The following is a 23,941-nucleotide window of genomic DNA, read 5'->3' on the forward strand; positions in this document are numbered from 1 at the left end:
GGGTCGCCATTTATGGCGACCTTATAAAGCACCGCACAAAAACCCGAATTCGAGGTATGTGATGAATGCAAATAATCGCCGTCTGACAGGCGCGCTGATCATCGGCGCAGTGGCGTTACTGCTGCTGCCGTGGTTCAGCCTGGAAGCCGGTTTCTTCAGCAGCGGCTGGTTAACCAGCCTGTGGAGCGACAGCGCCAACGCGCCCGCGCTGTGGCAAGTGGGTGAACATCCTTGGCTTGCCATCGCCATCGCGCTGTTCGCGCTGTGCGCCGGCTGCGGCATCCTGCCTGCGCAGGCGCGCAGCCGTTTGCTGCTGCTGTTCAGCGCACTTGGCGTACTGTTCCTCATCATTGAAGGCCACGCCATTGGCTACAGCGGCTGGAGCTGGCTGTGGCTGGAAAATCGCTTCGGCGCGCTCGCATCGGGGCAACCGGCGATGGGCGCGGGTGCGCTGCTGTTGCTGACCACTTTCCTGCTGCTGTTTTCCTTCGCGCTAGCCGAACGCGGCGTAATGAAAGGTGATGCCTTTGTGGTGGCGTCGCTGGTGCTGCTCACCGCGCTGGTCAGCATCTTCGTGCTCTATCCGGTCCTCAGCATGTTTGTGGTGTCGGTGCAGGACGTGGACGGCAGCTTCAAACCGGATGGCTTAATCAGCAACATTCAGGACCCGTCGATCTGGAGCCTGTCCTGTATGTCGGGCGGCACCTGCGGCACCGCGTGGCGCACATTGTGGCTGGCACTGATGACCGCCGCCGGTTCAACGCTGCTGGGTTTAGCGTTTGCATTAGCCGCCACGCGCACGCCGCTGCCGTTCAAGAAAGCGCTGCGCATGCTGACCATTCTGCCGATCATTACGCCACCGTTTGTAATTGGCCTGGCGCTGATCCTGCTGTTTGGCCGCTCCGGCGTGGTGACGGAACATCTGGCGGCGCTGTTTGGCATCGAACCGGGCCGCTGGCTGTATGGCTTAACCGGCATCTGGATCGCGCAGGTTTTATCGTTCACGCCGATTGCGTTTCTGGTACTGATTGGCGTGGTGGAAGGTGTCAGTCCGTCGCTGGAGGAGGCGTCACAAACGTTGCGCGCCAATCGCTGGCGTACCTTCACGCGCGTCTCGTTGCCGCTGATGGCGCCGGGTTTAGCCAACGCTTTTCTGATTAGTTTTATCGAAAGCATGGCCGATTTCGGTAACCCGATGGTGCTGGGCGGTAGCCACGGCGTGCTCTCCACTGAAATCTTCTTCTCGGTGGTCGGCGCGCAGAACGATCCGAGCCGCGCAGCGGTGCTGGCGATGATTCTGCTGTGCTTCACGCTGACAGCCTTTGTGCTGCAGCGCTGGTGGCTCGGCGGCAAGAACTTTGCCACCGTCACCGGTAAAGGCGACGGCGGCAAACATGTGCAGTTGCCGCGCGCGCTGCGCTTTGGCGTGTACGGCATGGTGATTCCGTGGGGCCTGTTCACGCTTGTGATCTACGGCATGATTGTGGTCGGCGGCTTTGTGCAGTCGTGGGGATTGAATGATGCGCTGACCATCGAGCATTACGTGCGCGCCTTCGGCGTCAGTTTCAGCGATGGGCATCTGCTGTGGAGCGGTGTGGCGTGGAACTCGTTCTGGACCACGCTGGAGATCGCGCTGATTGCCGCACCGCTAACGGCGATTGTCGGCCTGCTTACCGCATGGCTGATTGTGCGTCAGAAGTTCGCCGGTCGTCAGACCTTCGAGTTCCTGCTGATGCTGAGCTTCGCCATTCCCGGCACGGTGATAGGCGTAAGTTATGTGATGGCGTATAACCTGCCGCCGCTGGAGATCACCGGTACCGCGATGATCCTCGTCGCCTGCTTTGTGTTCCGCAACATGCCGGTTGGCGTGCGCGGCGGCATCGCGGCGATGAGTCAGCTGGATAAAAGTCTGGATGAAGCTTCACTGACGCTCGGCGCTAACAGCTTCCGCACGCTGCGCAAAGTGGTGCTGCCGCTGCTGAAACCGGCGATCAGCGCCGCGCTGGTTTACGCCTTCGTGCGTGCCATTACCTCAATCAGTGCGGTGATCTTCCTCGTGAGCGCGCAATACAACATGGCAACCTCTTACATCGTCGGGCTGGTAGAAAACGGCGAATACGGTGTGGCGATTGCTTACTCAACCGTCTTGATTGTGGTGATGCTAGCGATCATCGGCATGTTCCAGTGGCTGGTGGGCGAACGGCGTCTGCGCCGCGTGGCCCGTCCGGTCGATATAACAATTCCGCCAGCTTCAACGTCCTTAACCCAGGAGAGAGCCGTATGACACGCGTAACCGCTGGATCTGTGGTGTTTGAACACGTCTCGAAACGCTTTGCAGGTTTTGATGCGATTCCCGATCTCTCGCTGACGGTGGAACCCGGCACGCTGGTGACGCTGCTGGGCCCGTCCGGCTGCGGCAAAACCACCACGCTGCGGCTGCTGGCCGGGCTGGAGCATCCCACTGCCGGGCGTATTTTGATTGGCGGCAAAGATGTCACCAACCTGCCTGCCAACGAGCGTGACGTGGCGATGGTGTTTCAGTCTTACGCGCTGTTCCCGCACATGAGCGCGCTCGACAACATCATGTATGGCTTGCAGTCGTCGGGCATGAATAAGCGTGAAGCGCAGGACCGCGCGCGTGAAGGGCTCAAGCTGGTGGGCCTCGAACATCAGGGCCAGCGCCTGCCTTCGGAGCTTTCCGGCGGGCAGCAACAGCGCATTGCGGTGGCGCGCGCGCTGGTGCTGGAGCCGCAGGTGCTGCTGCTGGATGAGCCGCTCTCGAATCTCGATGAGCGTTTGCGTCGCCGCGTGCGTACCGATATCCGCGATCTACAACAGCGGCTCGGCTTCACGGCGGTGTACGTCACGCACGATCAGGAAGAGGCGCTGGCGGTCTCCGATAAGATTATTGTCATGAAAGAGGGTGATATTGCCCAGCAGGGCGCGCCGGAAAGTCTCTATCACGCGCCGAATTCGGTGTTTATCGCCGACTTTATGGGCGAGGCCAATATTCTGCCGTGCGAAGTAGAGCAGCTTGATGGCAGCGAAGCGCTGGTGCGACTCGGCAGCCAGCGCTACCGCGTGCGCGGCAACGGTTTGAAAACCGGCGCGGCGCAGCTTTCGGTGCGACCGCAGTTCATCACCTTGCGCGGTGAAGGCGCGGGCGCACTGCGCGGCGAAGTGACGCACAGCACGTGGCTCGGCGACCATATCGAATATGAAGTCGCTACCGAATTGGGTTCGCTGTTTATTGTCGATGCCGAGATGGAGCAGCAGCTGCCGCTGGCATCGAACGTTGTGATTGATTTTAAACCTCAGGGTTTAGCCCTGATTGCCGGTTAATTTGAGGATGGATGATGAGTGAATTAGACAATGACCCGCTGTTATCGCGCCTGATTTTAGCGGAGAAGGTGGCACGCGCCGGCGGCGCGAAGGCGCTGGAGTATTTCCATCAGCGCGACACTTTAGTGGTGGAGACCAAATACGATTTGCAGGATGTAGTGTCCCGCGCTGACCGCGAAGTGGAACAGATGATCGACCAGCAGATTCGCGCGCAGTTTGCCGACGACGGTTTCCTCGGCGAAGAGTACGGATTGCAGGACGGTTCATCGGGTTATACGTGGGTGGTTGATCCGATCGACGGCACCAGTCCGTTCCTTAACGGCATGCCGAACTGGTGCGTGTCCGTTGCGGTGCTGCACGACGGCGTGCCGGTGATTGGTGTGATTTTCGCGCCCACTTATCAGGAATGTTACGTCGCCGCTCTTGGTCAGGGTGCGACGCTCAACGGCAAGCGCTTGCAGGTGGATGCCAGTCGCACGCTGCAAAATCATGTCACCGGATTTGGTGCCAACAGCCACGTTAGCCCGGATGAAGTGGGGAAAATCCTCGCATCGCTGCTGGCGGCCGGCGGGAATTTTATCCGCATTGGATCGGGTGCCTTGATGCTGGCGTGGGTCGCGGCCGGGCGCGTAGTCGGTTATTACGAACCGTATATGCATGCGTGGGATTGTCTGGCCGGTTATTGCCTGGTGAAAGAGGCGGGCGGCTGGTATCACCCGTTTAATACCGAAGGCGAGCGTTTGCTGAAAGGCGCGCAAGTGCTGGCGGTTGCACCGGGTGCGGAAGCGGATTTGAAGCGGATTGCCGGATTGTGATGTTGGTTGCGGTCGCCATGAATGGCGACCCTACAAAAACGCGCAGAATCGTCGTAGGGTCGCCATTTATGGCGACCTCCCATCAAACCAGAATAAATTCCCGATAACCCGACCAAATCACATAGATCGCGAAATAAACAAAAATCAACGCGGAAGCGAGATAGGAATACTTCAGCAAACGCTGCCCCAGCAGCTTGCCGCCCATGCTGCCGACCAGGCACAGCACGCAGGTCCACACCACGCCCGCAATAAAGAAGCCGCCGAGGAACGATGAGGTGGCCGCCGCGCTGCCGTGTCCCATGCGGGAAATCAACGCACCGCCGACGCTGGCAAACCACAAAATCGCGGTCGGCGATGACATCGCCAGCATCACGCCACGACTAAACTCGCGCAGCAGCGATCGATAGGGCTGCTGTTCGGTTTCCGGCAGTGCAGCCTGCTTCTGCAACGCTGCATACAGCATTTTTCCGGCAAACCACAGCAACAGCACACCGCCGCCAATCCACAGCACCCAACGTACGGCGGTGAACTGCAACACAATCGCCATACCCGCCAGCGCCAGCAGCGCATAGATTAAGTCACCGATGCAGGTGCCAATCCCCAACCAAAAACCGTGAAAATAGCCGCGTTGCATCGCCAGCGTGATCATGGCGATATTGGCGAGACCGATATCAAGGCACAACGACAAACTCAGCAGAAAACCATTTGAAAACTGCAGCATAGCAACGTCAGCATCCCTGGCCTGAAAAGAGAGCTGTATTAAAGCATGCCGGTAAAACGCAGTAATAATAAGAATTACGCATTTGAGGTCTTTCGGCTGACAGGTTTGGAGGAAATCGTGCTCTAACGGCGGATAAATCCCCGATAATGTGAACACGATCACGCCCGTTCGGCGCGAATCAAAGCAATCCCACTATAGTCGTAAAGCGGCCTGCATCATCGACCGCAATCACAATAAAAAATCCAACGCGACTAACGCTTTCTATAAAGAACATTCCGATTATGGTGGGTACCACAATGAAAAATCACAATAAATCCGTGTCTGGCGGTTTGGCGTCACGTCTAAGCGTGGCATTATCGCTAGCTGTTTTCACATTAGCGGGAAGTGCAATGGCAACTGCAGCGGAACATCACAACCAAACGGCCTTAGTGGGCACATGGACCAGCATCCCGGATGCGCCATTAGTGCAAAATCCGGGTCATCCCAGCGAAGGCTTGTACCGTTTGAAGGTCAATAGCGACGGCTCGCTGACGCCGCTCGATTTCATCAAAATGAAAAGCCCATCGTGGATTGTGAAATCGCATGATGGCCGTTTTGCCTACACCACCAATGAAGAGAACGCCGGTGCGGTTACTGCGCTGGCGATCGATCACAGCGGCAAGGTTCGCGTGATTAACGCGGTGGATAGCCACGGCCAGCAGCCGACGCATGCCACCATCAGCCCGGACGGTAAGTTCTTGTTTGTCGCCAACTATTCGGTGGCTAAAGGCGGCGCCAGCGTGGCGGTATTCCCGATTCATCACGACGGTTCGCTCGGCGAGCAGGCGCAGAATTTCCCGTTTGCCAGCGGAAGCGGTGCGGTGAAAGATCGTCAGGATAGCGGCCACGCGCACTCCACCACCTTCACGCATGATGGCAAATACCTTTACGCCGCGGATCTCGGCGGTGACAAACTGCACGCTTATGCCTATCACGCGGGCAAAACTCAGCCGCTGGCAGCCGATACTTCACGCGATGTCACCTTCCCGGCCGGTTCTGGCCCGCGCCACATGGTGTTTTCCCCGGATGGCAAACACGCTTATGTCACCACCGAAATGGCCGGTGAAGTGGTGGTGTTTGCGGTCAAGGACGATCGTCTGGAGCAGCAGGCGAAGGTCAAACTGAACACGGAAAACAGCAGCGCCGAGTATCGCAGCGGCGGCGGCATTATCCTCAGTCCGAATGGTAAGTTTGTGATTGCGGCTAATCGCGGCTCGGATAACAGCTTAGTGGTGTTTAAAATTGCGCAGGATGGTTCACTGGGAACGCCGGTGCGCTACAAAGCGGATGGCATTGAACCGCGTGCTTTCGCCTTTGATGCCAGCGGCAAATACCTCTATGTGGCGAACGTGTTCACCAATAACATTACGATGTTCCATTTCGATGCTGAGACCGGTGCGTTAAAAGCCGCAGGTGAAGTGGCGAAGATCGCCACGCCGACGGATATTAAGTTTTTTAATTGAGTTTTGTAGGGTCGCCATTTATGGCGACCGTGCACCATATGAGTGCTTATTGCCATTTAACCGTGCGCATATTTTTCTGAAACGTCGTAATTAATCACCGAAATACGGCAATCTACGGCCTGTTAATTATTTGGCCCACTTCTTGCTTAATACAAAATAACGCCCCAACGATGTGGCAACCCTCTTGTTAACGCAGACAGCGCCGTCTGCCGATCGCTTTTATTCTCTCCGGCCTCCCGGAAACACTCCTATTTGATCCTTCTCTTTTCAAGAGGTTGCTATGGCTATTAGTCGTCGTTCATTTATCCAGGGTTCAGCAGTTTCGGCGTTAGGTTTGGCGGCGGGCGTTGCGCCTAAATTCTCTTTCGCCGCCGACAGCAAAGACGCGATTAAAATCGCCAGTATTCTCGACTTATCTGGCGGGCTCGATATCTACGGCAAGCCAATGTCGAACGCGATTAATTTAGCGGCGGAAGAGATCAACACAGCGGGCGGTTTATTAGGTCGCCCGCTGCAGGTGATTAATTATGATGCGCAATCCAACATGCAGCTTTATGCGCAATATGCGCAGCAGGCGGCGCTGAAAGATAAAGTGGCGGTGGTGCACGGCGGCATTACCTCGGCTTCGCGCGAGGTTATTCGTCCGGTGCTGGATCGTTTTCGTTCGCTCTATTTTTATCCGGCGCAATATGAAGGCGGCGTATGCGATCGTAATTACTTCTCTTCCGGTTCTACGCCGGCGCAAACCGTGGAAAAACTGGTGCCTTATGCGGTGAAGAAGTGGGGCAAAAAAGTCTACGTGCTGGCGGCGGATTATAACTACGGGCAGATCGTTTCGGCGTGGGTGAAAAAGTCGGTGCACGATAACGGCGGCGAAGTGATGGCGGTTGAATTCTTCCCGCTGGATGTCACCGATTTTGGCGCAGCGATCTCCAAAATCCAGAGCGCCAAACCCGACATGGTGTGGTCAGCGCTGGTCGGTGGCGCGCACATCTCCTTCTATCGCCAGTGGCATGCCGCCGGTATGAGCGGCAAGATCCCGATTGCCTCCACGGTATTTGGCGGCGGCAACGAACACATCATTCTGTCACCGGAAGAGAGCAACGGCATTCTGGTGGCCGCCAACTATATGCAGGAAATCTCCTCGCCGGAAAACAAAGCGTTCGTCGAGCGATTCCATGCGCGCTACGGCGCCAACACGCCGTACATCAGCGACCTCGCGATGGGCGCTTACCAGGGCATGCTGATCTGGGCGGAAGGGGTGCGCAAAGCGGGCGATATCGATCGCATGAAGGTGATCGAAGCGCTGGAGTCTGGCGTCACGCTGACCTCGCCGAGTGGCAAGCTGAGCGTCGATCCCGCCACTCATCACTGTTCGTTGGATGTGCATATCGCCGAAGTGGAAAACCATCAGATGAAAATTCTGGAAACCTTCACCGATCAAGCGCCGGTGGATACCGCTATGGTGTGCGATCTGAAGAAAAATCCGCGCGATACCAAACAGTATCAAATTGAGCTGTAACAGGAGCCGCTATGGATCTGTTCATTATCTACGCCATTGAAGTGCTCAATGCCATCGCCGTGCTGGTGATCATGAGCGTTGGGCTGGCGGTGGTGTTCGGCATGATGAAAATTGTCAATATGGCGCACGGCGAATTCATGATGTTGGGCGGCTACAGCGCCATTCTGGCCACCAATCAGTGGGGCGTGCCGATCTGGATCTCAATGCTGGTGATCGCGCCGCTCACCGTGGGCGTGTTTGGCGCGGTGATTGAGCGCGTGATTATCCGTCATCTTTACGGACGGATGATCGACACCATGCTGGCGACATGGGGGCTGAGTCTGGCATTGATCGGTGCCGCCACCATGCTATTCGGCAACACCACGCTGGGTATCAGTTCGCCGCTGCCCAGCGTCAGCATTGGCAATTACAGCACCAGCGGTTATTCGCTGTTCATGATTGTGTTTGCGGTCGGCTTGCTCGGCGCGCTGTGGCTGCTGCTGCGCTTTACCACCTTAGGTTTGTGCGCACGCGCCACCATGCAGAATGCGCGCATGGCGGCGGCGCTCGGCAGCAATCCGGGCAAGATCTATAGCCTGACGTTTGGGCTCGGCGCGGCGCTGTCGGGTTTGGGTGGCGCGCTATTAGCGCCGATTACCGGCGTGATCCCAACAATTGGCGTCAGCTTTATCGCCAAAGCCTTTATCACGGTGATTGGCGGTGGCAGCGCCATCATCGCCGGTACGCTCTCCGCCTCCACGCTGTTCGGCACCATTTCGCAGTTGGTGACCTACTTCTCCACGCCGGTGTTTGGTGCAGTCGCGCTATTGCTGAGCGCCATTGTGCTGCTGCGCTTGCTGCCGCAGGGCATCACCGGGCGCTTCTTCAGGAGATCGCTGTAATGAAATTCTTCTCGGAAAAGATCCAGATTGTCGTCACCTCACTGGCGATGGTGCTGGTGGCGCTGTGGCTGTCAGGCGCGATCGAGCTCTACACCTTGCTGTCATTGACGGTGTTTCTGGTGATGGGCTTGTTGTCGCTCAGCCTGGCGTTCATCTGGGGCTATGGCGGCATTCTGTGCTTCGGCCAGGCGGCGTTTTTTGGTTTAGGCGCTTATACCTATGCGATTTGCGCCATCAACTGGGGCGATTCAACCTGGGCAGTGGTGATGGCGGTGCTATTGCCAACGCTGTTCTCGCTGCTACTCGGCTATGTGATTTTTTATGGCGGCGTCAGCGATGTCTATCTCGGCGCTATCACGCTGGCGGTGAGTCTGGTGCTGTTTAACTGGGTTAACTCCACCTCCGGCAGCGAATATCACATCGGCGAAGCGCTGCTGGGCGGCTTTAACGGCATTCCCTCGGTGCCGACGCTCAACCTGCCGTTCCAGCCGGATGCCATCTTATCGCCCGAGGCGATCTTTATGGTCACTGCCGGTTGTCTGGCTCTCTGCTACGCCTTGCTGAAGTTCGTGCTGCTGAGCCGCTTTGGCAAAACCGTGGTGGCGATTCGTGAGAACGAGCAGCGCGCCGGCTTGCTCGGCTACAACGTGCCGGCGCATAAGCTGGCGACCTTTGCCATCGGCGCGGCAATTGCCGGACTGGCGGGTTGTTTGTACGTCAACTGGGGCGCGTTTGTCAGTCCTGGCGTGTTCAGCATCAGTCAGTCGGCGCAGATCATCATCTGGGTGATTGTCGGTGGACGCGGCACGCTACTTGGGCCGGTGATCAGCTGCGTGCTGTTGCAATGGATGGTGACGCGGCTGGGCGCGCAGCAAACCGTGGATGTCAATTTAGTGCTCGGCGTAATCCTGGCGGTGTTTGTGTTGCTGATTCCGGGCGGTATTTTGCCGACGCTGCAGCGCCTGTGGCGGCGCAAGCGTTCCACCGCCGCGCCCGCCAGCCGTGCGCAGGTCAGTGAGGTGAAACAATGACAACCAACGTGTTACTGGAAACCCGCAAAATGGGCGTCAGTTTTGGCGGCGTACATGCGGTGAAAGAGGTGGATTTCACCTTACGTGAAGGTGAATTGCGCTGCCTGATTGGCCCCAACGGCGCAGGCAAAAGCACCTTCTTCAAGATGCTGAGCGGCCAGGTGACGCCGACGCGCGGCGAGTGTCGCTATCGCGAACAGGTGATCTCCGGCAAACGACCGTGGGAGATCGCGCGTTTGGGGATTGGCATCAAAACCCAGGTGCCGAGCGTGTTCGAAGGTTTAAGCGTGCGGGAAAACTTGTGGCAGGCAGCGGCCAATAAGCTGGCGAACGCGGCGCTGCCAGCGGCGATTGAACAGGTGCTGGAGGATATCGGCCTGGTCGATCTGCAACATGCGGTGCTCTTTGAGTTAGCGCATGGTCAGCGGCAATGGGTGGAACTGGGGATGATCCTGATCTCCAAACCGCAGTTGGTGCTGCTGGATGAACCGGCGGCGGGCATGACGCATCAGGAAGTGCGCAAAACCGCACAGTTGATCAAGGCGATTAATCAGCAGAGCACGGTGGTGGTGGTGGAACACGACATGGAGTTCATCAGCATGATTGCGCAGCAGGTGACGGTGTTTAACCAGGGCGCGGTGCTGGCGGAAGGCAGCTTCCGCGAAGTGACACAAAATTCGCTGGTGAAAGAGGCGTATCTCGGCAATCTGGAGATTAAACATGCTTGAAATAAAAGAGATGGTTTCGGGCTACAACAAGATTCCGGTGCTGAACTTATCCGAGCTGTTTGTCGGCGCAAAGTCGTTCACTGGCGTGCTGGGCCGCAACGGCATGGGCAAAACCACGCTGCTACGCACCATTATGGGCGAACTGCCAGCCTGGCAAGGCCGCATCGCGCTGAACGGCATCGATATTACCGGTTATCAGGCGCACCAGCGGGCGGTGGCGGGCATCGGTTTTGTACCACAAGGGCGACAGATTTTCCCGCAGCTGACGGTCGAGGAGAATCTGCGCATGGGCTGCGTGAAACACTTCTCCCGCGCCGGGCAGATTATCGAGCAGATGCTGGAATATTTTCCGCGCCTGAAACGCCTGCTGGCGCAGCCGGGCGGTGCGCTATCGGGCGGCGAGCAGCAGTTGCTGGCATTGGCGCGCTGCCTGTGCGGCCAGCCGCAGCTGGTGCTGCTGGATGAGCCAACGGAAGGGATTCAACCGAATATCTGCGAGGAGATCATTGAGACGCTGCGGCGGCTGCGCCACGAGATGGATATTTCGATCATTCTGGTGGAGCAGGATATCGAGTTTCTCTATGCGCTCTCTGACCAGATTCATGTGATTGAGAAGGGGCAGATTGTGCAAAGGATCGATCCGAAAACCCAGTCGAGCGCCAGCGTGGCAGAGCAGTTTTTAGGGTTTCATGTTTGAGCACTAATTAAAAAAGTGCGCATGAATGCGCACCTTCGGTTTTGTAGGGTCACCATTCATGGTGACCTTGCTTCATACCGCACCGCATCCTTGTCCGCCCTGACACAGCACCCGGCAGCATCAGCAAAGCACGGATTCAGCCACTCGCTTACTGTGAGGCTTCCTCATTCGGGATGCGCATAGGGTGAACCATGACTGAACAATCATTACTGGCAACGCTTTCTGGTGTCCGGCTGCATATTTTCCATCCTGATTCACAGAGCGTGCGCGCGTTTTGCGCCTCGCTAACGCAGTTGGGCTGTCACGCGCAACACAGCTGGCCGCCTGCTGCATCAATCCCTGCGGATACGCAGCTGCTGCTGGTGGCGATCGATGTGCATCAGCAGCAGCCTTTATCCACTCTGTTTAACAGCGCGCGCGAACGGGATCTTCCCATCATCGCACTGGCGGATAGCCACAACGCGCGGCTGTTTCCGCTGCTGCTGCAACTCCAGCCGAATGCCATCGCCGAGCGTGAACTGAATCCGTTTGCCTTGATTGTGCAGATGATCGGCACGCTACAAACCGTGCGTCATCACCAGCGGTTGCGCGCGGTGCAGCAGGCGCGTAAAGCGCGCGGGGAAAGATTAGCGCAGGCCAAAGGCGTGCTGATGCAAACCTTCGGGCTGGATGAATCGGGGGCGTATCGCTTGATGCGCAGCGAAGCGATGAACACGCGCAGCAGTATGGAATACACCGCCGAGCGCGTGATCACCTCGCTACAAAAGTAGCGGCGCGTCCGGCTGCCGTAACAGGCTGCTGGGCGTGTAACCAAAGGCTTTACGAAATGCCAGGCTGAAGTGCGACATATCGCTGAAGCCGTGATCCAACGCCACTTGGGTGATATTGCGCGCTTTGCCTTCGGCCAGAACGCGATGACACGCCTGCAAACGCTCCTGCCAGAGGAAGTTCATCGGCGTGGTGCCGTGGGCGGCAAACACCCGGCTGATAGTGCGCGGCGAGACGTGATGCGCATTGGCAATCTGCGCCACCGACAGCTCCGGCTCCTGCAGATTGTGACGCAGGAAACTCACCACGCGCGAATACAGATCCGGTTTCAGCGCCTCTTCGCTGTGCTGCAAATTGACGCTGACCGAAATCATATTCAGCAGCGTATTGGCGAACTGTTCGGCCAGAAACGGGTTTTCACGGTCGGGATTAAACACGAACGCTTCCTGTAAAAGCAGCTTGAGCGAAGCCATGCCAGGGCGCGTAAGGTCCAGCGTTTTGCCCGCCAGTTTGGCGGTGGCAGGCGCTTCCTTCTCCATGATGTGACGTGGCAGATGCACGATATTGATCGCCACATTCTCCATGGCAAAATCAAACGGCGTCGCGGCATCGTAAATCACCACGTCGCCCGCGCTGACGCGTGATTGGTTGCCATTCTGCCGCAGCGTGCCGCTGCCCGCGCAAACGTAGCCCAGATAGAAATCGTGATTAGGATGGCGACGGATGCACTCCGGCGTGCGTTGCCACATCAGCGCGGTGTGGGAAACGTGATTGGCAATATCCATGTGACCGAGCATCGAATAGGCAAAGCTGCCGGAAAAGGTGCCTGAGTGCATCTGGCGCGCTTCGGCTTTGATCAGACGCGAACACACCGCATCACGCCAGGCATCGAAGCGATGGCGGTTATCGAGATCGTCGGTGGTGAAAAGCTCTTTCATATCAGCATCCCCTAAACATGGCGAAAAGGGCGGAAGTCAGGGAGTTAAAGCAAGTTTCAGGCCATGAGCGGGTGAAATGACCGCCCCGTTGGAGTCGGGGCGGTAAAGGCGGCGGATTTACAACGCAGGATGCTGTTTGTGCCAGTCGGTGACCTGCTGGAAGGCCCACGCGCCCTGAATCATGGTGGTTTCGGCGAAATGTGCCGCGACCAGCTGGAAGCCAATCGGCGCGCCGCTGGCGGTTTTGCCGCACGGCAAGGTGATGGTGGGATGTCCGCTGGCGTCAAATGCACTGGTATAGCGCAGTACGCCGTTAAACAGTGCCTGATCGGTACCAAAACGGGTCATGGTGTCCCAGGTCAATCCGGCATACGCGGTGGCCGGTGCCAGAATCAGATCAACCTGGGTGAACAGTGCGGAGATATCGCCGCGCAGCGCCGCACGGCTGAGCAGCAAGCGTTGATACTCCAGCGCGGTGACGCTGTGACCGAGATCCAACAGGCCAGCCAGGCCGGGACCGTATTGATCTTTCTGCGCCGGATAGGTCTCTTCATGCGCCAGCGCGGTTTCCACGGCGCAGAGTGCGCTCCACTCGGCGGCGGCTTTTTCGGTATCGGGCAAGGTGATATCCACCAGCGTCGCGCCGAGCGAGCTCAAGGTGGCGATCGCCGATTGCAGCGCGGCGCGCGTCTCCTCGTCGACCTTCTCCAGCGCCCAGCTTTTATCTACGCCGATGCGCATCTTGCTAATGCCGCGCGTCATCAACGCCAGATAATCCGGCACCGGTTCGCTGCTGGAGGTGGGATCTTTGTCATCGCGACCGGCAATCGCCTGCAACATGGCGGCGGCATCGGCGGCGTTACGCGCCATCGGGCCGATATGATCAAGTGATGCCGCCAGTTCACAGGCACCGTGACGCGTGACGCGACTCCACGTCGGTTTAATGCCGGTCAGGCCGTTGGCGTTGGAGGGAAAACGAATCGAGCCGCCGGTATCGGTGCCAATCGAGCCGAAGCATAAACCTGCGGCAGTGGCGACGCCGGAGCCGCTGGAGGAGACGCCGGTCCACAGCGCGCTGCCCCACGGATTATTGGGGCGGGCGATGTCAGGATGGTGATCGGCGAAGGCGCTTTCGGTTTGCGTCAGCTTGCCGAGAATCACCGCACCTGCCGCGCGGAAGCGTTCCACCACGGTGGAGTCTTCAGTTGGGTAACGATCTTTGTGGATGATCATGCCGTGGCTGGTGGGCGCATCTTTGGTCCAGATCAGATCTTTAAGCGCGATGGGTACGCCGTGTAGCGGACCGCGCATTTTGCCTTGTGCAATTTCGGCGTCGGCTTCAGCCGCCTGTTGCAGCGCGCTGTCGCGCATCACGTAGAAGTAGCTGTGTAAGTCGCGATCGAGCGTATCGATGCGCGTCAGCAGGGTTTGTGTGACCTCCACCGAAGAGATTTCGCCCGACTGAATCAAGCGGCCAATTTCCAGCAAGCTTTTGTAATGCAGGTTATTCATCGTGACCTTACCTCGTGAGTGAGAGATGTGTTGATGAATAACGTAAGTCACTGCGTGAAGTGCGGCTGTGTTTAGGCGGACAGATGATATGTCTGGAATGACAGGTTGGGAGGTTGTGGTGAGAAGGTCGCCATGAATGGCGACCCTACAAAAACCGCACTGAACTTGTAGGGGCGCCATTTATGGCGACCGAATATTGTAAACGTTGCTAAAGCTGCTCATTAATACGCCGATAACACTCAGGAATAGTACACAACGAGGATTATTTTCATGCTAAATGGGATTGGCAGCAGCGTACTGAGAAATTTAATCGCATCGAATGCGGTGGTGACGCCGGCGGTGAACAACAAATCCGCGCAAAACGCCCTGACGGCGCAAGCGTCCACCAAAGTCACCTTCAGCGAGGCGAGTGACGCCATCGCTGCTATTTACAAAATCGAGCCCGCCCAGGTCAAGAGTTCCGTCGATGTCACCAGCAGCCTGCAAGCGCAGCTCAACGGTGCCGCGCATGCCAGCGGCGTCGGCATGAACGGTCTCGGCAGCACCTTACTGAATAATCTGGCCAGCAATCGCGGCGACGTGACCTTGAGCGTGCCAGCAACCGAAGCGGTGAGCGGCGCGCAGAGCAGCAGCCAAAGTGCGTTGGCACTGACCATCACCACGCAATCTGGCGTGCAGGTGAGTTTGCAGATGACGCGTCAGCAGGGCGGCTTGGTGGTGGAGCTAAAAACCAGCGGCGGCCAGCTGAGCAACGATGAAGCGGCGGCGATGGGGCAACTGTCTGCGGGCTTGCAGAAAGCGCTGGATGGTCTGGATGGCAGCACCACCAAGCTCGATATCAGCGATCTGATGAAGTTTGATAGTTCAGTGCTGAAAAGCGTCGATTTGAAGACCGATCTGCGGAATGGCAATAATGTCACGCAGTCGCTGAATTTGCATGCCGACGATCAGGAGCGCTGGCTTGGCTTCCATAACGGCGATGTCAGCATCAAACTTGATACTGATGTGTCGAAACTGACACAGGCGGGCAGCGCGGCGCAGCAGGCTGCGGCACTGGATCAGTGGAGCAGCAAATTCGATCAGGCAGCTTCGCGCGGCCATGGCGATAGTGACATGCTGGCGCTGTTTAAAGACAGCTTCCGCGCACTCAATACCACCGAAGGTAAAGCGGCGGAAAGCATCAATACCCAGCGCGTGAAGTCAATTGATGCTAACGCGGCGAAAAACGGCGCGATCAGCGGGCTGGCGGATTTCTCGGCTACGTATCAGCAGACGCCGGTTTCCGGAAATCCATATAAGCCAGAAGAGCAAGACACCTTCTCACTGAACGTGGCGCAAAAAACCGCTTCGCAGACGCATGGCGATACCCAGGATTTGACCCAGCAAACGCTGTTTAAACTGAAGGCCAGCTTCCACACCGCGCTGGATTCTGCCTCGGCGGTGAAATTGACCGAACAGAAGTCGTCGCAAAACTATAAGTACCATTTGATTGATGACGAAGAGCGCAGCCAGACTTCGGTGACGCAGAATAAGAAAGGCGATTTGACCGCGAATTATTCCCAGCAGCTGACGCAAAATGAGACGGTGCAAACCTATCAGCTGGCGAAGTTGATTGATAGCGTGCAGATTCCGCACAGCGCGAAAAACGAATTCACCCGCAGTTTCGCCGCCGCGCAATTTGATGCACAAATATAAAAACGTAGGGTCGCCATTTATGGCGACCTTATAAAATTTCGCACAATTCCACAAGGTCGCCATAAATGGCGACCCTACGTTATATGCATTATTTAAATTTTGATTGCGTTATTTGATCTTAAGAATTACACGACGCTTTTTTATACTCGCTAATTGCCCGCAGCGCCGCCGCTAGCCTGTTGTTGCGCTTAATTAAATCCATAGCTTAATAATGGCAACGCATTGCCGGATATAGCATAACCGCGCTATTTACTTGTTTTAACCCCGCTGATTATCATCGCTTTCAATCCGTTATTCATTCCACGGCCTGCTGAGTTTTTCAGTGCAGGCTTACACTTCGCTGTGCAGTAAAAGTGAAATCAGCTATGACGCAAAACAGTGACGAGATTATTAACCGCGCGGCGGTAATAAACAGCGATGAACAAGCCATCGCTGCCGCACGCCATCTGGCCGAGCAGGCGAAAGGCGGCGCAGTCGAACGCGATCAGCAACGCATCTATCCCATCGCGCTGCTCAACCAATTCACCGCGTTGGGACTTGGCAGCATCAGTGTGCCACGCGAATTTGGCGGTGCAGGTTTGTCGTACCAAACCATGGCCGAGGTGTTTCGTCTGATCTCCGCCAGCGATCCCTCGCTGGGGCAAATCCCGCAAAACCACTTTGGTTTGATTCAGTTCATCCTCGGTGAAGGTTCGGCGGCGCAACAGCAGCAGTTGCTGAGCGCGGTGGTGCAGGGCAAGCGTCTTGGCAACGGCGGGCCGGAGAAAAACACCAAACACACACGTGATGTGCAGGCACAGCTGGTGACAACGTCACAGGGCCTGCAGCTCACCGGCGAGAAGTTTTACTCTACCGGCGCGTTGTTCGCCGACATTCTGGTCACCACCGCAATGCACGATCAGCAGCCGAAGATGGCCTTTATTCCGCTGCCAGCATCGGGCGTGGAGATTGTTGATGACTGGTCGGGTATCGGCCAGCGCACCACCGCCAGCGGCACGGTGAAATTGCAGCAGGTTGCGGTAGATCCGGCGTTATTGATGTCGCTGCCCGCAGCCGAAAAACCGACGCTGCGCGGTGCGGTTTCCCAGCTGATTCAGGCGGCGATAGATGCGGGCATTGCGCAAGGCGCGCTAGATGAGGCGCTGGAGTTTGTGCGTAGCAGCTCGCGACCTTGGGTGGATGCCAATGTCAGCCGCAATGCCGACGATCCCTACATCCTCGCCGATGTGGGCCGCATCAGCACCGAACTGAGCGCCGCCAACGCACTGCTGACGCGTGCCGCCCGCGTGCTAGACAGCATTGATCAGCAGGCGCTGACCGCCGAAAACTGCGCGTTCGCTTCAATTGCGGTAGCGGAAGCCAAAGTTTTGACCACCGAAGTAGCGCTGCGTGCTAGCGAGAAACTACTGGAATGGGGCGGCAGTCGCGGCACTTTGCTGCGCCACGGACTCGATCGTCATTGGCGCAATGCGCGCACCCACACGCTGCACGATCCGGTGCGCTGGAAAACCCACGCAATCGGCAACTATTACCTCAATGATGCGCTGCCTGCGCGTCATGCGTGGATTTAAGGAGCAACCATGACGCAGGTATCGCCTAAACAGCGCGCGACGCGCATTACTCATGCCCAGCAGGCGTTGCAGGTGGCGCAGGAACTGGCGGAACGTTTTCGTGCCGGTTCAGCCCAGCGCGACCGCGAACGTGAATTGCCGCACACCGAGTTGCAGCAGCTGTTTCAATCCGGACTCGGTGCTATCACCGTGCCGCGTGACTTTGGCGGCATCGAGATTTCTACCGCCGAACTGGCCGGGATTTTCGTGATATTGAGCGCCGCCGACGGTTCGATTGGTCAGGTGCCGCAGAACCATTTTTACGCGCTGGAAGTGCTGCGCATCAACGGCAGCGAGGCGCAGAAACAGCGGCTCTACGCCGAAGTGCTGGCAGGTGTGCATCACGGTAATGCGCTGGCGGAATTCAGTTCGCCTGCCGCACATCAACGTTCTACGGCGGTTTCGCAGCAGGCCGAAGGATTGCGCCTCAACGGCAACAAGTTTTACTGCACCGGTGCGCTGTATGCCGACCGTATTCCGACGCTGGCGATTGCCGACGACGGCAAAGAGCAACTGGTGTTTGTGCCGCGCCATCAGCATGGCGTCAACGTGATTGATGACTGGAGCGGCTTTGGTCAGCGCACCACCGGCAGCGGCAGCGTGCAGTTTCGTGACGTAGCCATTGCGCCGGAAGATGTGGTGCCGTTCCAGACCGCTTTTGAGCGTCCGAGCACCGTTGGGCCATTCGCGCAGATTATGCATGCCGCTATCGATCAGGGCATTGCGCGGGCGGCGTTTGAAGACATGCTCGATTTCCTGCGTCAACGTGCACGTCCGTGGCCGGACAGCGGTGTAGAACGCGCCAGCGACGATCCGTTGACGCTCGATCGCACCGGTCGTCTGGCCGCACGTCTGAGCGCCGGCGATGCACTGCTGGCGATTGCGGGTGATGCGGTTGACGTCGCGCAGCGCGATCCCAGTGCCGAAAACGTGGCGCTGGCGTCGGTGGAAGTGGCGAAGGCGCGCGCCTGGACCACGGAAGTGTCGCTGGAGGCCAGCAATCTGCTGTTTGAACTCGGCGGATCGCGTTCCAGCCTGCGCGAACACAACTTTGACCGCCACTGGCGCAATGCGCGCACCCACACCTTGCACGATCCGGTGCGCTGGAAATATCCGGCAATCGGCAACTACCTGCTGAATGGCGTGTTGCCGCCGCGTCGGGGGACGATATGAATCAAAAACAGATTCTGCTTAACGCCTTCAATATGAACTGCGTTGGGCACATTCATCACGGTATGTGGACGCATCCACAGGATCGTTCGGTGGATTTCAACTCGCTGGATCACTGGCTGGATCTGGCGCGGTTGCTGGAGCGCGGGCTGTTTGATGGGCTGTTTATCGCCGACATTCTCGGCGTGTATGACGTCTATCAACAAGGCATTGGCCTGACCGCTAAAGAGTCGATTCAGCTGCCGGTCAACGATCCGCTGATGCTGATTTCCGGCATGGCCAGTGTCACGCAGCATCTGGGTTTTGGCGTTACCGCCAACCTGAGTTATGAAGCGCCGTATCCCTTTGCACGCCGCCTTTCCACGCTCGATCACCTGACCAAAGGGCGTATCGGCTGGAACATCGTCACCGGTTATCTCGACAGCGCCGCGCGTGCCATGGGCCAGCAACAGCTGCTGGCGCACGACCGCCGCTACGATCAGGCCGATGAGTTTCTCGATGTCACTTACAAGCTGTGGGAAGGCAGCTGGCAGGATGATGCGCTGGTGCAGGATAAAGCCCATCGGCGCTACGCCGATGCCAGCAAAATCCATCAAATCAATCATCAGGGCGAGTTTTATCAGGTGCAGGGTTTTCACCTGAGCAGCCCGTCGCCGCAGCGTACGCCGCTGCTGTTTCAGGCCGGTTCCTCGGCGCGCGGCGTGCAGTTCGCCGGACGTCACGCCGAGTGCAGCTTTGTCAATGCCGCGTCACCTGCCGCAATGCGCGAGCAATCGACACGCCTGCGCCAGGCAGCGGTGGCTGCCGGACGCCATCCTGACGATCTGCGCATTTTTATGGGCGTCAGCGTGATTGTCGCGCCAACCGAACGCGAAGCGCAGGAGAAGCATAAAAACTATCTCGAATACGCCAGCCCGGAAGCCGGTATCGCGCATTTCTCCAGCTCGATTGGCCTGGATTTGGCAGCGTTCGAACTCGATGAGCCGATTCAGACTGGCGACACGCGTGCCATTGAATCAGTGAGCAAAGCCTTCAGCGGCTGGACGCGCCGTCGTTTGCTGGAGCAGCACGCGATGGGCAGCCGCTATCCGCTGATCGTCGGCAATCCGAGCCAGGTCGCGGATGCGTTGATTACTTGGATCGATGAAGGCGATATCGACGGCTTTAACCTGACGCGCATTCTCAATCCGCAGAGCTACCGCGATTTTATCGATCTGGTGGTGCCGGAATTACAGCAGCGCGGCCGCTTCAAGACCGCGTATCAGCCCGGTTCGCTACGGCAGAAAATTTTTCAACAGCAAGACCGCTTGCCCGATCGCCATCCGGCGGCGCGCTGGCGCGACGGCGTTAACCTTCGTTAATTTAACCTCAGGGATCTGATATGAACATTGCACGTCATTTTGCGCTGGCTGCCAGCGTCGCACTGCTGGCGTTTAGCGCCGTCGCCGCCGAAAACTACAGCGGCCCGCTGAAAGTTGGCACTACCGCCGCCTTTGCACCGCCGCTGGAAACCGCCGTTGCCGAGGCGAAGAAACAAGGGTTAAACGTTGAGCTGGTGGAATTCACCGACTGGACCGCGCCGAACGTCAGCGTGGAAAACGGTGATATCGATGTGAACCTGTTCCAGCACAAACCGTTCCTTGAGAACGCCAATCAGCAGGGCGGATTCCATCTGGTGCCGTTCGCGCCAGCGATCATCAATAACATCGGGCTCTATTCGAAAAAACATACCGCAATTGACCAGATTCCCGATGGCGGCACGGTGGCGATTGCCAACGATCCGATTAATGGCGCGCGCGGCCTGCTGCTGCTGCAAAAAGCCAAGCTGATTACCTTGAAACCCGGCGCGGGCCTCAAATCTACCGTGGATGACATTGTCAGCAATCCGAAGCATCTGAAGATTATCGAAGTGGAAGCGGTGCAGCTGTCGCGTTCGCTGGATGAAGTCGATTTAGCGCAGGGTTATCCGCACTATCTGCGTCTGTCGAAGACCATCGATCCGAACAACGCGCTACTGTTCGATGGGCTGGAGCATCCGGAATACGTGATTCAATTCGTGATCCGCGATGGTCATCAGAACGATCCGCGCCTGGCGAAGTTCGTTGATATCTATCAACATTCGCCGGTGGTGCGCGCCAAACTTGATGACTTCTACGGCAAGCTGTATCAGCCGGGCTGGAGCCAGTAAGCATGGTTAGCCTGACGCTACCCGGCGAGCGCGATGCGTTGCTGTCACCGACGGCTGAGACGGCAGGGAAAATCCACGTGCAGATTCGTGGCCTGAGTAAACGTTATCCCGGACAGACTCAGGATGCGCTGAAAGAAGTCGATCTGCAGGTTAAGCGCGGTGAGATTTTCGGCATCATTGGGCGCAGCGGCGCGGGTAAATCGACGCTGATCCGCTGCCTCAATCGGCTGGAAAATCCCACTCGTGGTCAGGTAGTGATTGACGGGATCGATCTCGGCACGCTGAGCGATCGTCAGCTGGTGGATTGGCGACGCGGTACCGGCATGATTTTCCAGCACTTCAATTTGCTATCGGCAAAAACGGTGCGGGAAAACATTGAGCTGCCGATGAAAGTGGCAGGCGTTCCTGTGGCGCAGCGGCGGCGCAAAGTGGATGAGCTGCTGGCGCTGGTGGGCCTTGAGCAGCGCCAGCACGCCTGGCCTGCACAATTGTCCGGCGGGCAGAAGCAGCGCGTCGGCATCGCGCGCGCGCTGGTGCACGATCCTGAGCTGCTGCTGTGTGATGAAGCCACGTCGGCGCTCGATCCGGAAACCACGCGCTCGATTCTGGCGCTGCTGAAAAAGATCAATCAACAGCGGCACATCACTATCGTGCTGATTACCCATGAAATGGATGTGGTGCACGATCTCTGTCATCAGGTGGCGGTGATCGATCAGGGCGAAATCATTGAGCGCGGGCCGGTGTGGCAGGTGTATAGCGATCCGCAGCAAGAGACCACGCGACAGCTGCTTAACCCGCAGTTCAGCGCGTTGCCGGAAGCGATTCAACCGCTGTTGACGCCGGCGCGTCAGCATGGCGATTCACGCTTGCTGGTGCGTTTGCGCTACACCGGACAAGGCGCGCAGCCGGATTTGGCGGCGCTGAGTGCGCGAGTTGGCGGGGAGCTGACGCTTATTTATAGCGCGGTGGAATGGGTGGACAGCAAACCGACCGGACAAATGATGTTGCTGCTCGACTCACAGCACGACGCGGACGCCGCGCAGACGCTGTTAACCCCGATTGCGGACCAACTGGAGATTCCGGGCTATGTCACTGGCTATTGATCGTTTGTGGATTGGGCTGCTGGATACGCTGCTGATGGTCGGCGTGTCGTCGCTGCTGGCGCTGGCGCTCGGATTGCCGATGGCGGTGATTCTGGTGGTAACCGGACGCGGCGATCTGTTCCCCAGCCCGCTGCTGAATCGCGTGCTGGGTTGGGTGGTGAACCTGTTCCGCTCGATCCCGTTTTTAATTCTGATGGTGGCGCTGATTCCGTTTACCCGCTGGATCGTCGGGACTACCTACGGCGTGTGGGCGGCGGTGGTGCCGCTGACATTGGCGGCGACGCCGTTCTTTGCGCGCATCGCCGAGGTGAGCCTGCGCGAAGTGGATAAAGGGCTGACCGAAGCGGCGCAGGCGATGGGTTTTCATCGCTGGCATATTATCTGGCATGTGCTGCTGCCCGAAGCGCGGCCCGGTATTGTCAGCGGGTTTACCATTACGCTGGTGACGATGATTAACGCCTCGGCAATGGCAGGTGCGATTGGCGCGGGTGGGTTGGGGGATTTGGCGTATCGCTACGGTTATCAGCGTTTTGATATGCAGGTGATGCTGACGGTGATTGTGGTGCTGGTGGCGTTGGTGACAGTGCTGCAGTTTTTTGGCGACAGGTTGTCGCGCAGGTTGAATCACCGTTAGGTGCGGTGTTTGGCCAGGTCGCCATAAATGGCGACCCTACGGCGCGTTATCTGCATGACGGTGATGTGGGGTTTTCGTAGGGTGCGCATTTATGCGCACCGTTTAAATGGCCGCGATTTAGCGGATCTGTAATCCTCCCAACGCCGCCAGCAGCGCATCCACTTTCGGTAGCAGCTGCTTGCGGCGCGGCCAGATCAGCGTTAAGGCCAAACCGTCCGGCTGTTGCTCGGGTAGAATAATCTCCAGCTCGCCGCGCGCCAGCGGTTCACGCACCAGCCACGATGGCATCTGCGCCACGCCTAATCCGGCACACAGCGCCTGCATCTGCGCATCCACATCACCCAGCGCCATGCGGTGCGGCAGGTTGCGCCAGTGCGGATAGCCATCTTCCGTAGTAAACAGCCACGGCTTGGTGCTGCCATCAACGCGTTCATACATAATCGCCTGATGCTGCAATAATTCGGCTTCGCTGTTGGGCCGACCCACGCGCGCCAGATAATCGGGTGACGCGCAAAACACCATGCGTTCGCGGCCCATCTGACGACAGCCCAGCGAGGCGGGCAGATCCGGCGAGCCACCAATGCGCACCGCAACATCAATCCCTTCATCAAACAGATCGATAAAGCGATCCGAAAACGTCAGATTGAGCTCCACATCCGGATGCTGGCGACAAAACGGAATCAGCAGCGGCATCACGCCAAGGCGACCATAGGTGTTCGGCACCGCTAAGCGTAAACGTCCGGAAGGAATGGTGCGCTGCGCCGCCAGCACCGCTTCGGCTTCTGCCAGTTCCTCCATAATGCGCAAACAGGTTTGGTAATAGGCGTTGCCGGCATCGGTGAGTTTCAGGCTGCGGGTGGTGCGCTCCAGCAGCCGCGAGCCGAGACGGGTTTCAAGCCGTGTTACGCTTTTACTCACCGCGGAACCGGTAAGATGCAAGCGTTCAGCGGCGGCGGCAAAGCTGCCGCTCTCGACGCTGGCAACAAAGGGAACGATATCTTTCAGGCGCTGATCGTGCATGGATTCGTGAACTCAGGTTGTGAATGCCGTGAATTAATGCCAGAGATGGGAATTTAATTCTCTA

At 57.8% G+C, this 23,941-nt stretch carries 21 protein-coding genes; 17 read left to right on the forward strand and 4 right to left on the reverse strand.

Annotation, left to right across the window (positions count from 1 at the left end):
- Positions 1-61: 61 nt before the first annotated feature.
- Genes FHW71_RS17820 through FHW71_RS17830 form a run of 3 tightly spaced genes read left to right on the forward strand, consistent with a single transcriptional unit; the run spans position 62 to position 4,157 of the window.
- Positions 62-2,284: an iron ABC transporter permease gene (locus FHW71_RS17820; protein ID WP_179452350.1), complete on the forward strand. Its 2,223-nt coding sequence runs from the start codon at positions 62-64 to the stop codon at positions 2,282-2,284.
- A complete protein-coding gene (locus FHW71_RS17825) occupies positions 2,281-3,342 on the forward strand; it encodes an ABC transporter ATP-binding protein (RefSeq protein WP_179452349.1) in 1,062 nt (353 codons plus the stop codon). Before FHW71_RS17820 ends, FHW71_RS17825 begins: the two co-directional genes overlap by 4 nt.
- 14 nt (positions 3,343-3,356) lie before the next feature.
- Entirely contained in the window at positions 3,357-4,157 is an 801-nt protein-coding gene (locus FHW71_RS17830; RefSeq protein WP_154183011.1) for an inositol monophosphatase family protein, read from the forward strand.
- A gap of 82 nt (positions 4,158-4,239) precedes the next feature.
- Here the strand turns inward: FHW71_RS17830 and FHW71_RS17835 are convergent, their stop codons facing one another.
- A complete protein-coding gene (locus FHW71_RS17835; protein WP_008109391.1) occupies positions 4,240-4,878 on the reverse strand; it encodes a LysE family transporter in 639 nt (212 codons plus the stop codon).
- 389 nt (positions 4,879-5,267) lie between these two features.
- Between FHW71_RS17835 and FHW71_RS17840 the strand changes: the two genes are divergently transcribed.
- The 7 genes from FHW71_RS17840 (at position 5,268) to FHW71_RS17870 (ending at position 12,009) form a co-directional block, all read left to right on the forward strand.
- A complete protein-coding gene (locus tag FHW71_RS17840; protein WP_179452348.1) occupies positions 5,268-6,380 on the forward strand; it encodes a lactonase family protein in 1,113 nt (370 codons plus the stop codon).
- Between the two features lie 280 nt (positions 6,381-6,660).
- Positions 6,661-7,902 (forward strand): ABC transporter substrate-binding protein, encoded by a 1,242-nt coding sequence (locus tag FHW71_RS17845; protein WP_179452347.1) that lies wholly within the window; start codon positions 6,661-6,663, stop codon positions 7,900-7,902.
- 11 nt (positions 7,903-7,913) lie between these two features.
- Complete coding sequence (locus FHW71_RS17850) at positions 7,914-8,783, forward strand: branched-chain amino acid ABC transporter permease (protein ID WP_061719130.1); 870 nt, start codon at positions 7,914-7,916, stop codon at positions 8,781-8,783.
- On the forward strand, positions 8,783-9,814 hold the full coding sequence (locus FHW71_RS17855) for a branched-chain amino acid ABC transporter permease (protein WP_179452346.1): 1,032 nt from the start codon (positions 8,783-8,785) through the stop codon (positions 9,812-9,814). The genes FHW71_RS17850 and FHW71_RS17855 overlap by 1 nt, the downstream gene beginning before the upstream one ends.
- The gene (locus tag FHW71_RS17860; RefSeq protein WP_179452345.1) at positions 9,811-10,542 is read left to right on the forward strand and encodes an ATP-binding cassette domain-containing protein; all 732 of its coding nucleotides are present in this window, start codon (positions 9,811-9,813) and stop codon (positions 10,540-10,542) included. The genes FHW71_RS17855 and FHW71_RS17860 overlap by 4 nt, the downstream gene beginning before the upstream one ends.
- On the forward strand, positions 10,535-11,239 hold the full coding sequence (locus tag FHW71_RS17865; protein WP_008109378.1) for an ABC transporter ATP-binding protein: 705 nt from the start codon (positions 10,535-10,537) through the stop codon (positions 11,237-11,239). The genes FHW71_RS17860 and FHW71_RS17865 overlap by 8 nt, the downstream gene beginning before the upstream one ends.
- Before the next feature lie 191 nt (positions 11,240-11,430).
- Positions 11,431-12,009 carry an ANTAR domain-containing protein gene (locus FHW71_RS17870; protein ID WP_179452344.1) on the forward strand — a complete coding sequence of 193 codons (579 nt, stop codon included), beginning with the start codon at positions 11,431-11,433 and terminating at the stop codon, positions 12,007-12,009.
- On the opposite strand, the gene FHW71_RS17875 is transcribed toward FHW71_RS17870, so the two are convergent.
- Complete coding sequence (locus FHW71_RS17875; protein ID WP_179452343.1) at positions 11,998-12,945, reverse strand: helix-turn-helix domain-containing protein; 948 nt, start codon at positions 12,943-12,945, stop codon at positions 11,998-12,000. The genes FHW71_RS17870 and FHW71_RS17875 overlap by 12 nt on opposite strands.
- 117 nt (positions 12,946-13,062) lie before the next feature.
- Positions 13,063-14,457: an amidase gene (locus tag FHW71_RS17880; RefSeq protein ID WP_179452342.1), complete on the reverse strand. Its 1,395-nt coding sequence runs from the start codon at positions 14,455-14,457 to the stop codon at positions 13,063-13,065.
- 270 nt (positions 14,458-14,727) lie between these two features.
- Here FHW71_RS17880 and FHW71_RS17885 point away from each other — a divergent pair, with 270 nt between their 5' ends.
- From FHW71_RS17885 to FHW71_RS17915, 7 genes are all read left to right on the forward strand, one after another.
- Positions 14,728-16,152: a hypothetical protein gene (locus tag FHW71_RS17885; protein WP_179452341.1), complete on the forward strand. Its 1,425-nt coding sequence runs from the start codon at positions 14,728-14,730 to the stop codon at positions 16,150-16,152.
- 365 nt (positions 16,153-16,517) lie between these two features.
- Positions 16,518-17,723: an SfnB family sulfur acquisition oxidoreductase gene (locus FHW71_RS17890; RefSeq protein ID WP_179452340.1), complete on the forward strand. Its 1,206-nt coding sequence runs from the start codon at positions 16,518-16,520 to the stop codon at positions 17,721-17,723.
- Between the two features lie 9 nt (positions 17,724-17,732).
- Positions 17,733-18,935 (forward strand): SfnB family sulfur acquisition oxidoreductase, encoded by a 1,203-nt coding sequence (locus FHW71_RS17895; protein WP_179452339.1) that lies wholly within the window; start codon positions 17,733-17,735, stop codon positions 18,933-18,935.
- Complete coding sequence (locus FHW71_RS17900) at positions 18,932-20,293, forward strand: LLM class flavin-dependent oxidoreductase (protein ID WP_179452338.1); 1,362 nt, start codon at positions 18,932-18,934, stop codon at positions 20,291-20,293. The genes FHW71_RS17895 and FHW71_RS17900 overlap by 4 nt, the downstream gene beginning before the upstream one ends.
- A 20-nt stretch (positions 20,294-20,313) precedes the next feature.
- Positions 20,314-21,120, forward strand: a complete 807-nt coding sequence (locus FHW71_RS17905) for a MetQ/NlpA family ABC transporter substrate-binding protein (protein WP_179452337.1) — start codon at positions 20,314-20,316, stop codon at positions 21,118-21,120.
- Between the two features lie 2 nt (positions 21,121-21,122).
- On the forward strand, positions 21,123-22,223 hold the full coding sequence (locus FHW71_RS17910) for an ATP-binding cassette domain-containing protein (RefSeq protein WP_179452336.1): 1,101 nt from the start codon (positions 21,123-21,125) through the stop codon (positions 22,221-22,223).
- Positions 22,207-22,857, forward strand: a complete 651-nt coding sequence (locus FHW71_RS17915) for a methionine ABC transporter permease (RefSeq protein ID WP_061719142.1) — start codon at positions 22,207-22,209, stop codon at positions 22,855-22,857. The genes FHW71_RS17910 and FHW71_RS17915 overlap by 17 nt, the downstream gene beginning before the upstream one ends.
- A 117-nt stretch (positions 22,858-22,974) precedes the next feature.
- Here the strand turns inward: FHW71_RS17915 and FHW71_RS17920 are convergent, their stop codons facing one another.
- Positions 22,975-23,877, reverse strand: a complete 903-nt coding sequence (locus FHW71_RS17920; protein ID WP_179452335.1) for a LysR family transcriptional regulator — start codon at positions 23,875-23,877, stop codon at positions 22,975-22,977.
- Positions 23,878-23,941: the final 64 nt, after the last annotated feature.

The sequence above is a fragment of the Enterobacter sp. Sphag1F genome (assembly GCF_014193275.1).
Classification (GTDB): Bacteria; Pseudomonadota; Gammaproteobacteria; order Enterobacterales; family Enterobacteriaceae; genus Pantoea; species Pantoea symbiotica.

Coding starts and splice junctions, on each gene's coding strand:
- FHW71_RS17870 (WP_179452344.1), top strand. CDS start 11,431: ATGACTGAACAATCATTACTGGCAACGCTTTCTGGTGTCCGGCTGCAT.
- FHW71_RS17890 (WP_179452340.1), top strand. CDS start 16,518: ATGACGCAAAACAGTGACGAGATTATTAACCGCGCGGCGGTAATAAAC.
- FHW71_RS17880 (WP_179452342.1), bottom strand. CDS start 14,457: ATGAATAACCTGCATTACAAAAGCTTGCTGGAAATTGGCCGCTTGATT.
- FHW71_RS17885 (WP_179452341.1), top strand. CDS start 14,728: ATGCTAAATGGGATTGGCAGCAGCGTACTGAGAAATTTAATCGCATCG.
- FHW71_RS17900 (WP_179452338.1), top strand. CDS start 18,932: ATGAATCAAAAACAGATTCTGCTTAACGCCTTCAATATGAACTGCGTT.
- FHW71_RS17860 (WP_179452345.1), top strand. CDS start 9,811: ATGACAACCAACGTGTTACTGGAAACCCGCAAAATGGGCGTCAGTTTT.
- FHW71_RS17845 (WP_179452347.1), top strand. CDS start 6,661: ATGGCTATTAGTCGTCGTTCATTTATCCAGGGTTCAGCAGTTTCGGCG.
- FHW71_RS17840 (WP_179452348.1), top strand. CDS start 5,268: ATGGCAACTGCAGCGGAACATCACAACCAAACGGCCTTAGTGGGCACA.
- FHW71_RS17835 (WP_008109391.1), bottom strand. CDS start 4,878: ATGCTGCAGTTTTCAAATGGTTTTCTGCTGAGTTTGTCGTTGTGCCTT.
- FHW71_RS17920 (WP_179452335.1), bottom strand. CDS start 23,877: ATGCACGATCAGCGCCTGAAAGATATCGTTCCCTTTGTTGCCAGCGTC.
- FHW71_RS17910 (WP_179452336.1), top strand. CDS start 21,123: ATGGTTAGCCTGACGCTACCCGGCGAGCGCGATGCGTTGCTGTCACCG.
- FHW71_RS17820 (WP_179452350.1), top strand. CDS start 62: ATGAATGCAAATAATCGCCGTCTGACAGGCGCGCTGATCATCGGCGCA.
- FHW71_RS17865 (WP_008109378.1), top strand. CDS start 10,535: ATGCTTGAAATAAAAGAGATGGTTTCGGGCTACAACAAGATTCCGGTG.
- FHW71_RS17830 (WP_154183011.1), top strand. CDS start 3,357: ATGAGTGAATTAGACAATGACCCGCTGTTATCGCGCCTGATTTTAGCG.
- FHW71_RS17850 (WP_061719130.1), top strand. CDS start 7,914: ATGGATCTGTTCATTATCTACGCCATTGAAGTGCTCAATGCCATCGCC.
- FHW71_RS17895 (WP_179452339.1), top strand. CDS start 17,733: ATGACGCAGGTATCGCCTAAACAGCGCGCGACGCGCATTACTCATGCC.
- FHW71_RS17905 (WP_179452337.1), top strand. CDS start 20,314: ATGAACATTGCACGTCATTTTGCGCTGGCTGCCAGCGTCGCACTGCTG.
- FHW71_RS17825 (WP_179452349.1), top strand. CDS start 2,281: ATGACACGCGTAACCGCTGGATCTGTGGTGTTTGAACACGTCTCGAAA.
- FHW71_RS17855 (WP_179452346.1), top strand. CDS start 8,783: ATGAAATTCTTCTCGGAAAAGATCCAGATTGTCGTCACCTCACTGGCG.
- FHW71_RS17915 (WP_061719142.1), top strand. CDS start 22,207: ATGTCACTGGCTATTGATCGTTTGTGGATTGGGCTGCTGGATACGCTG.
- FHW71_RS17875 (WP_179452343.1), bottom strand. CDS start 12,945: ATGAAAGAGCTTTTCACCACCGACGATCTCGATAACCGCCATCGCTTC.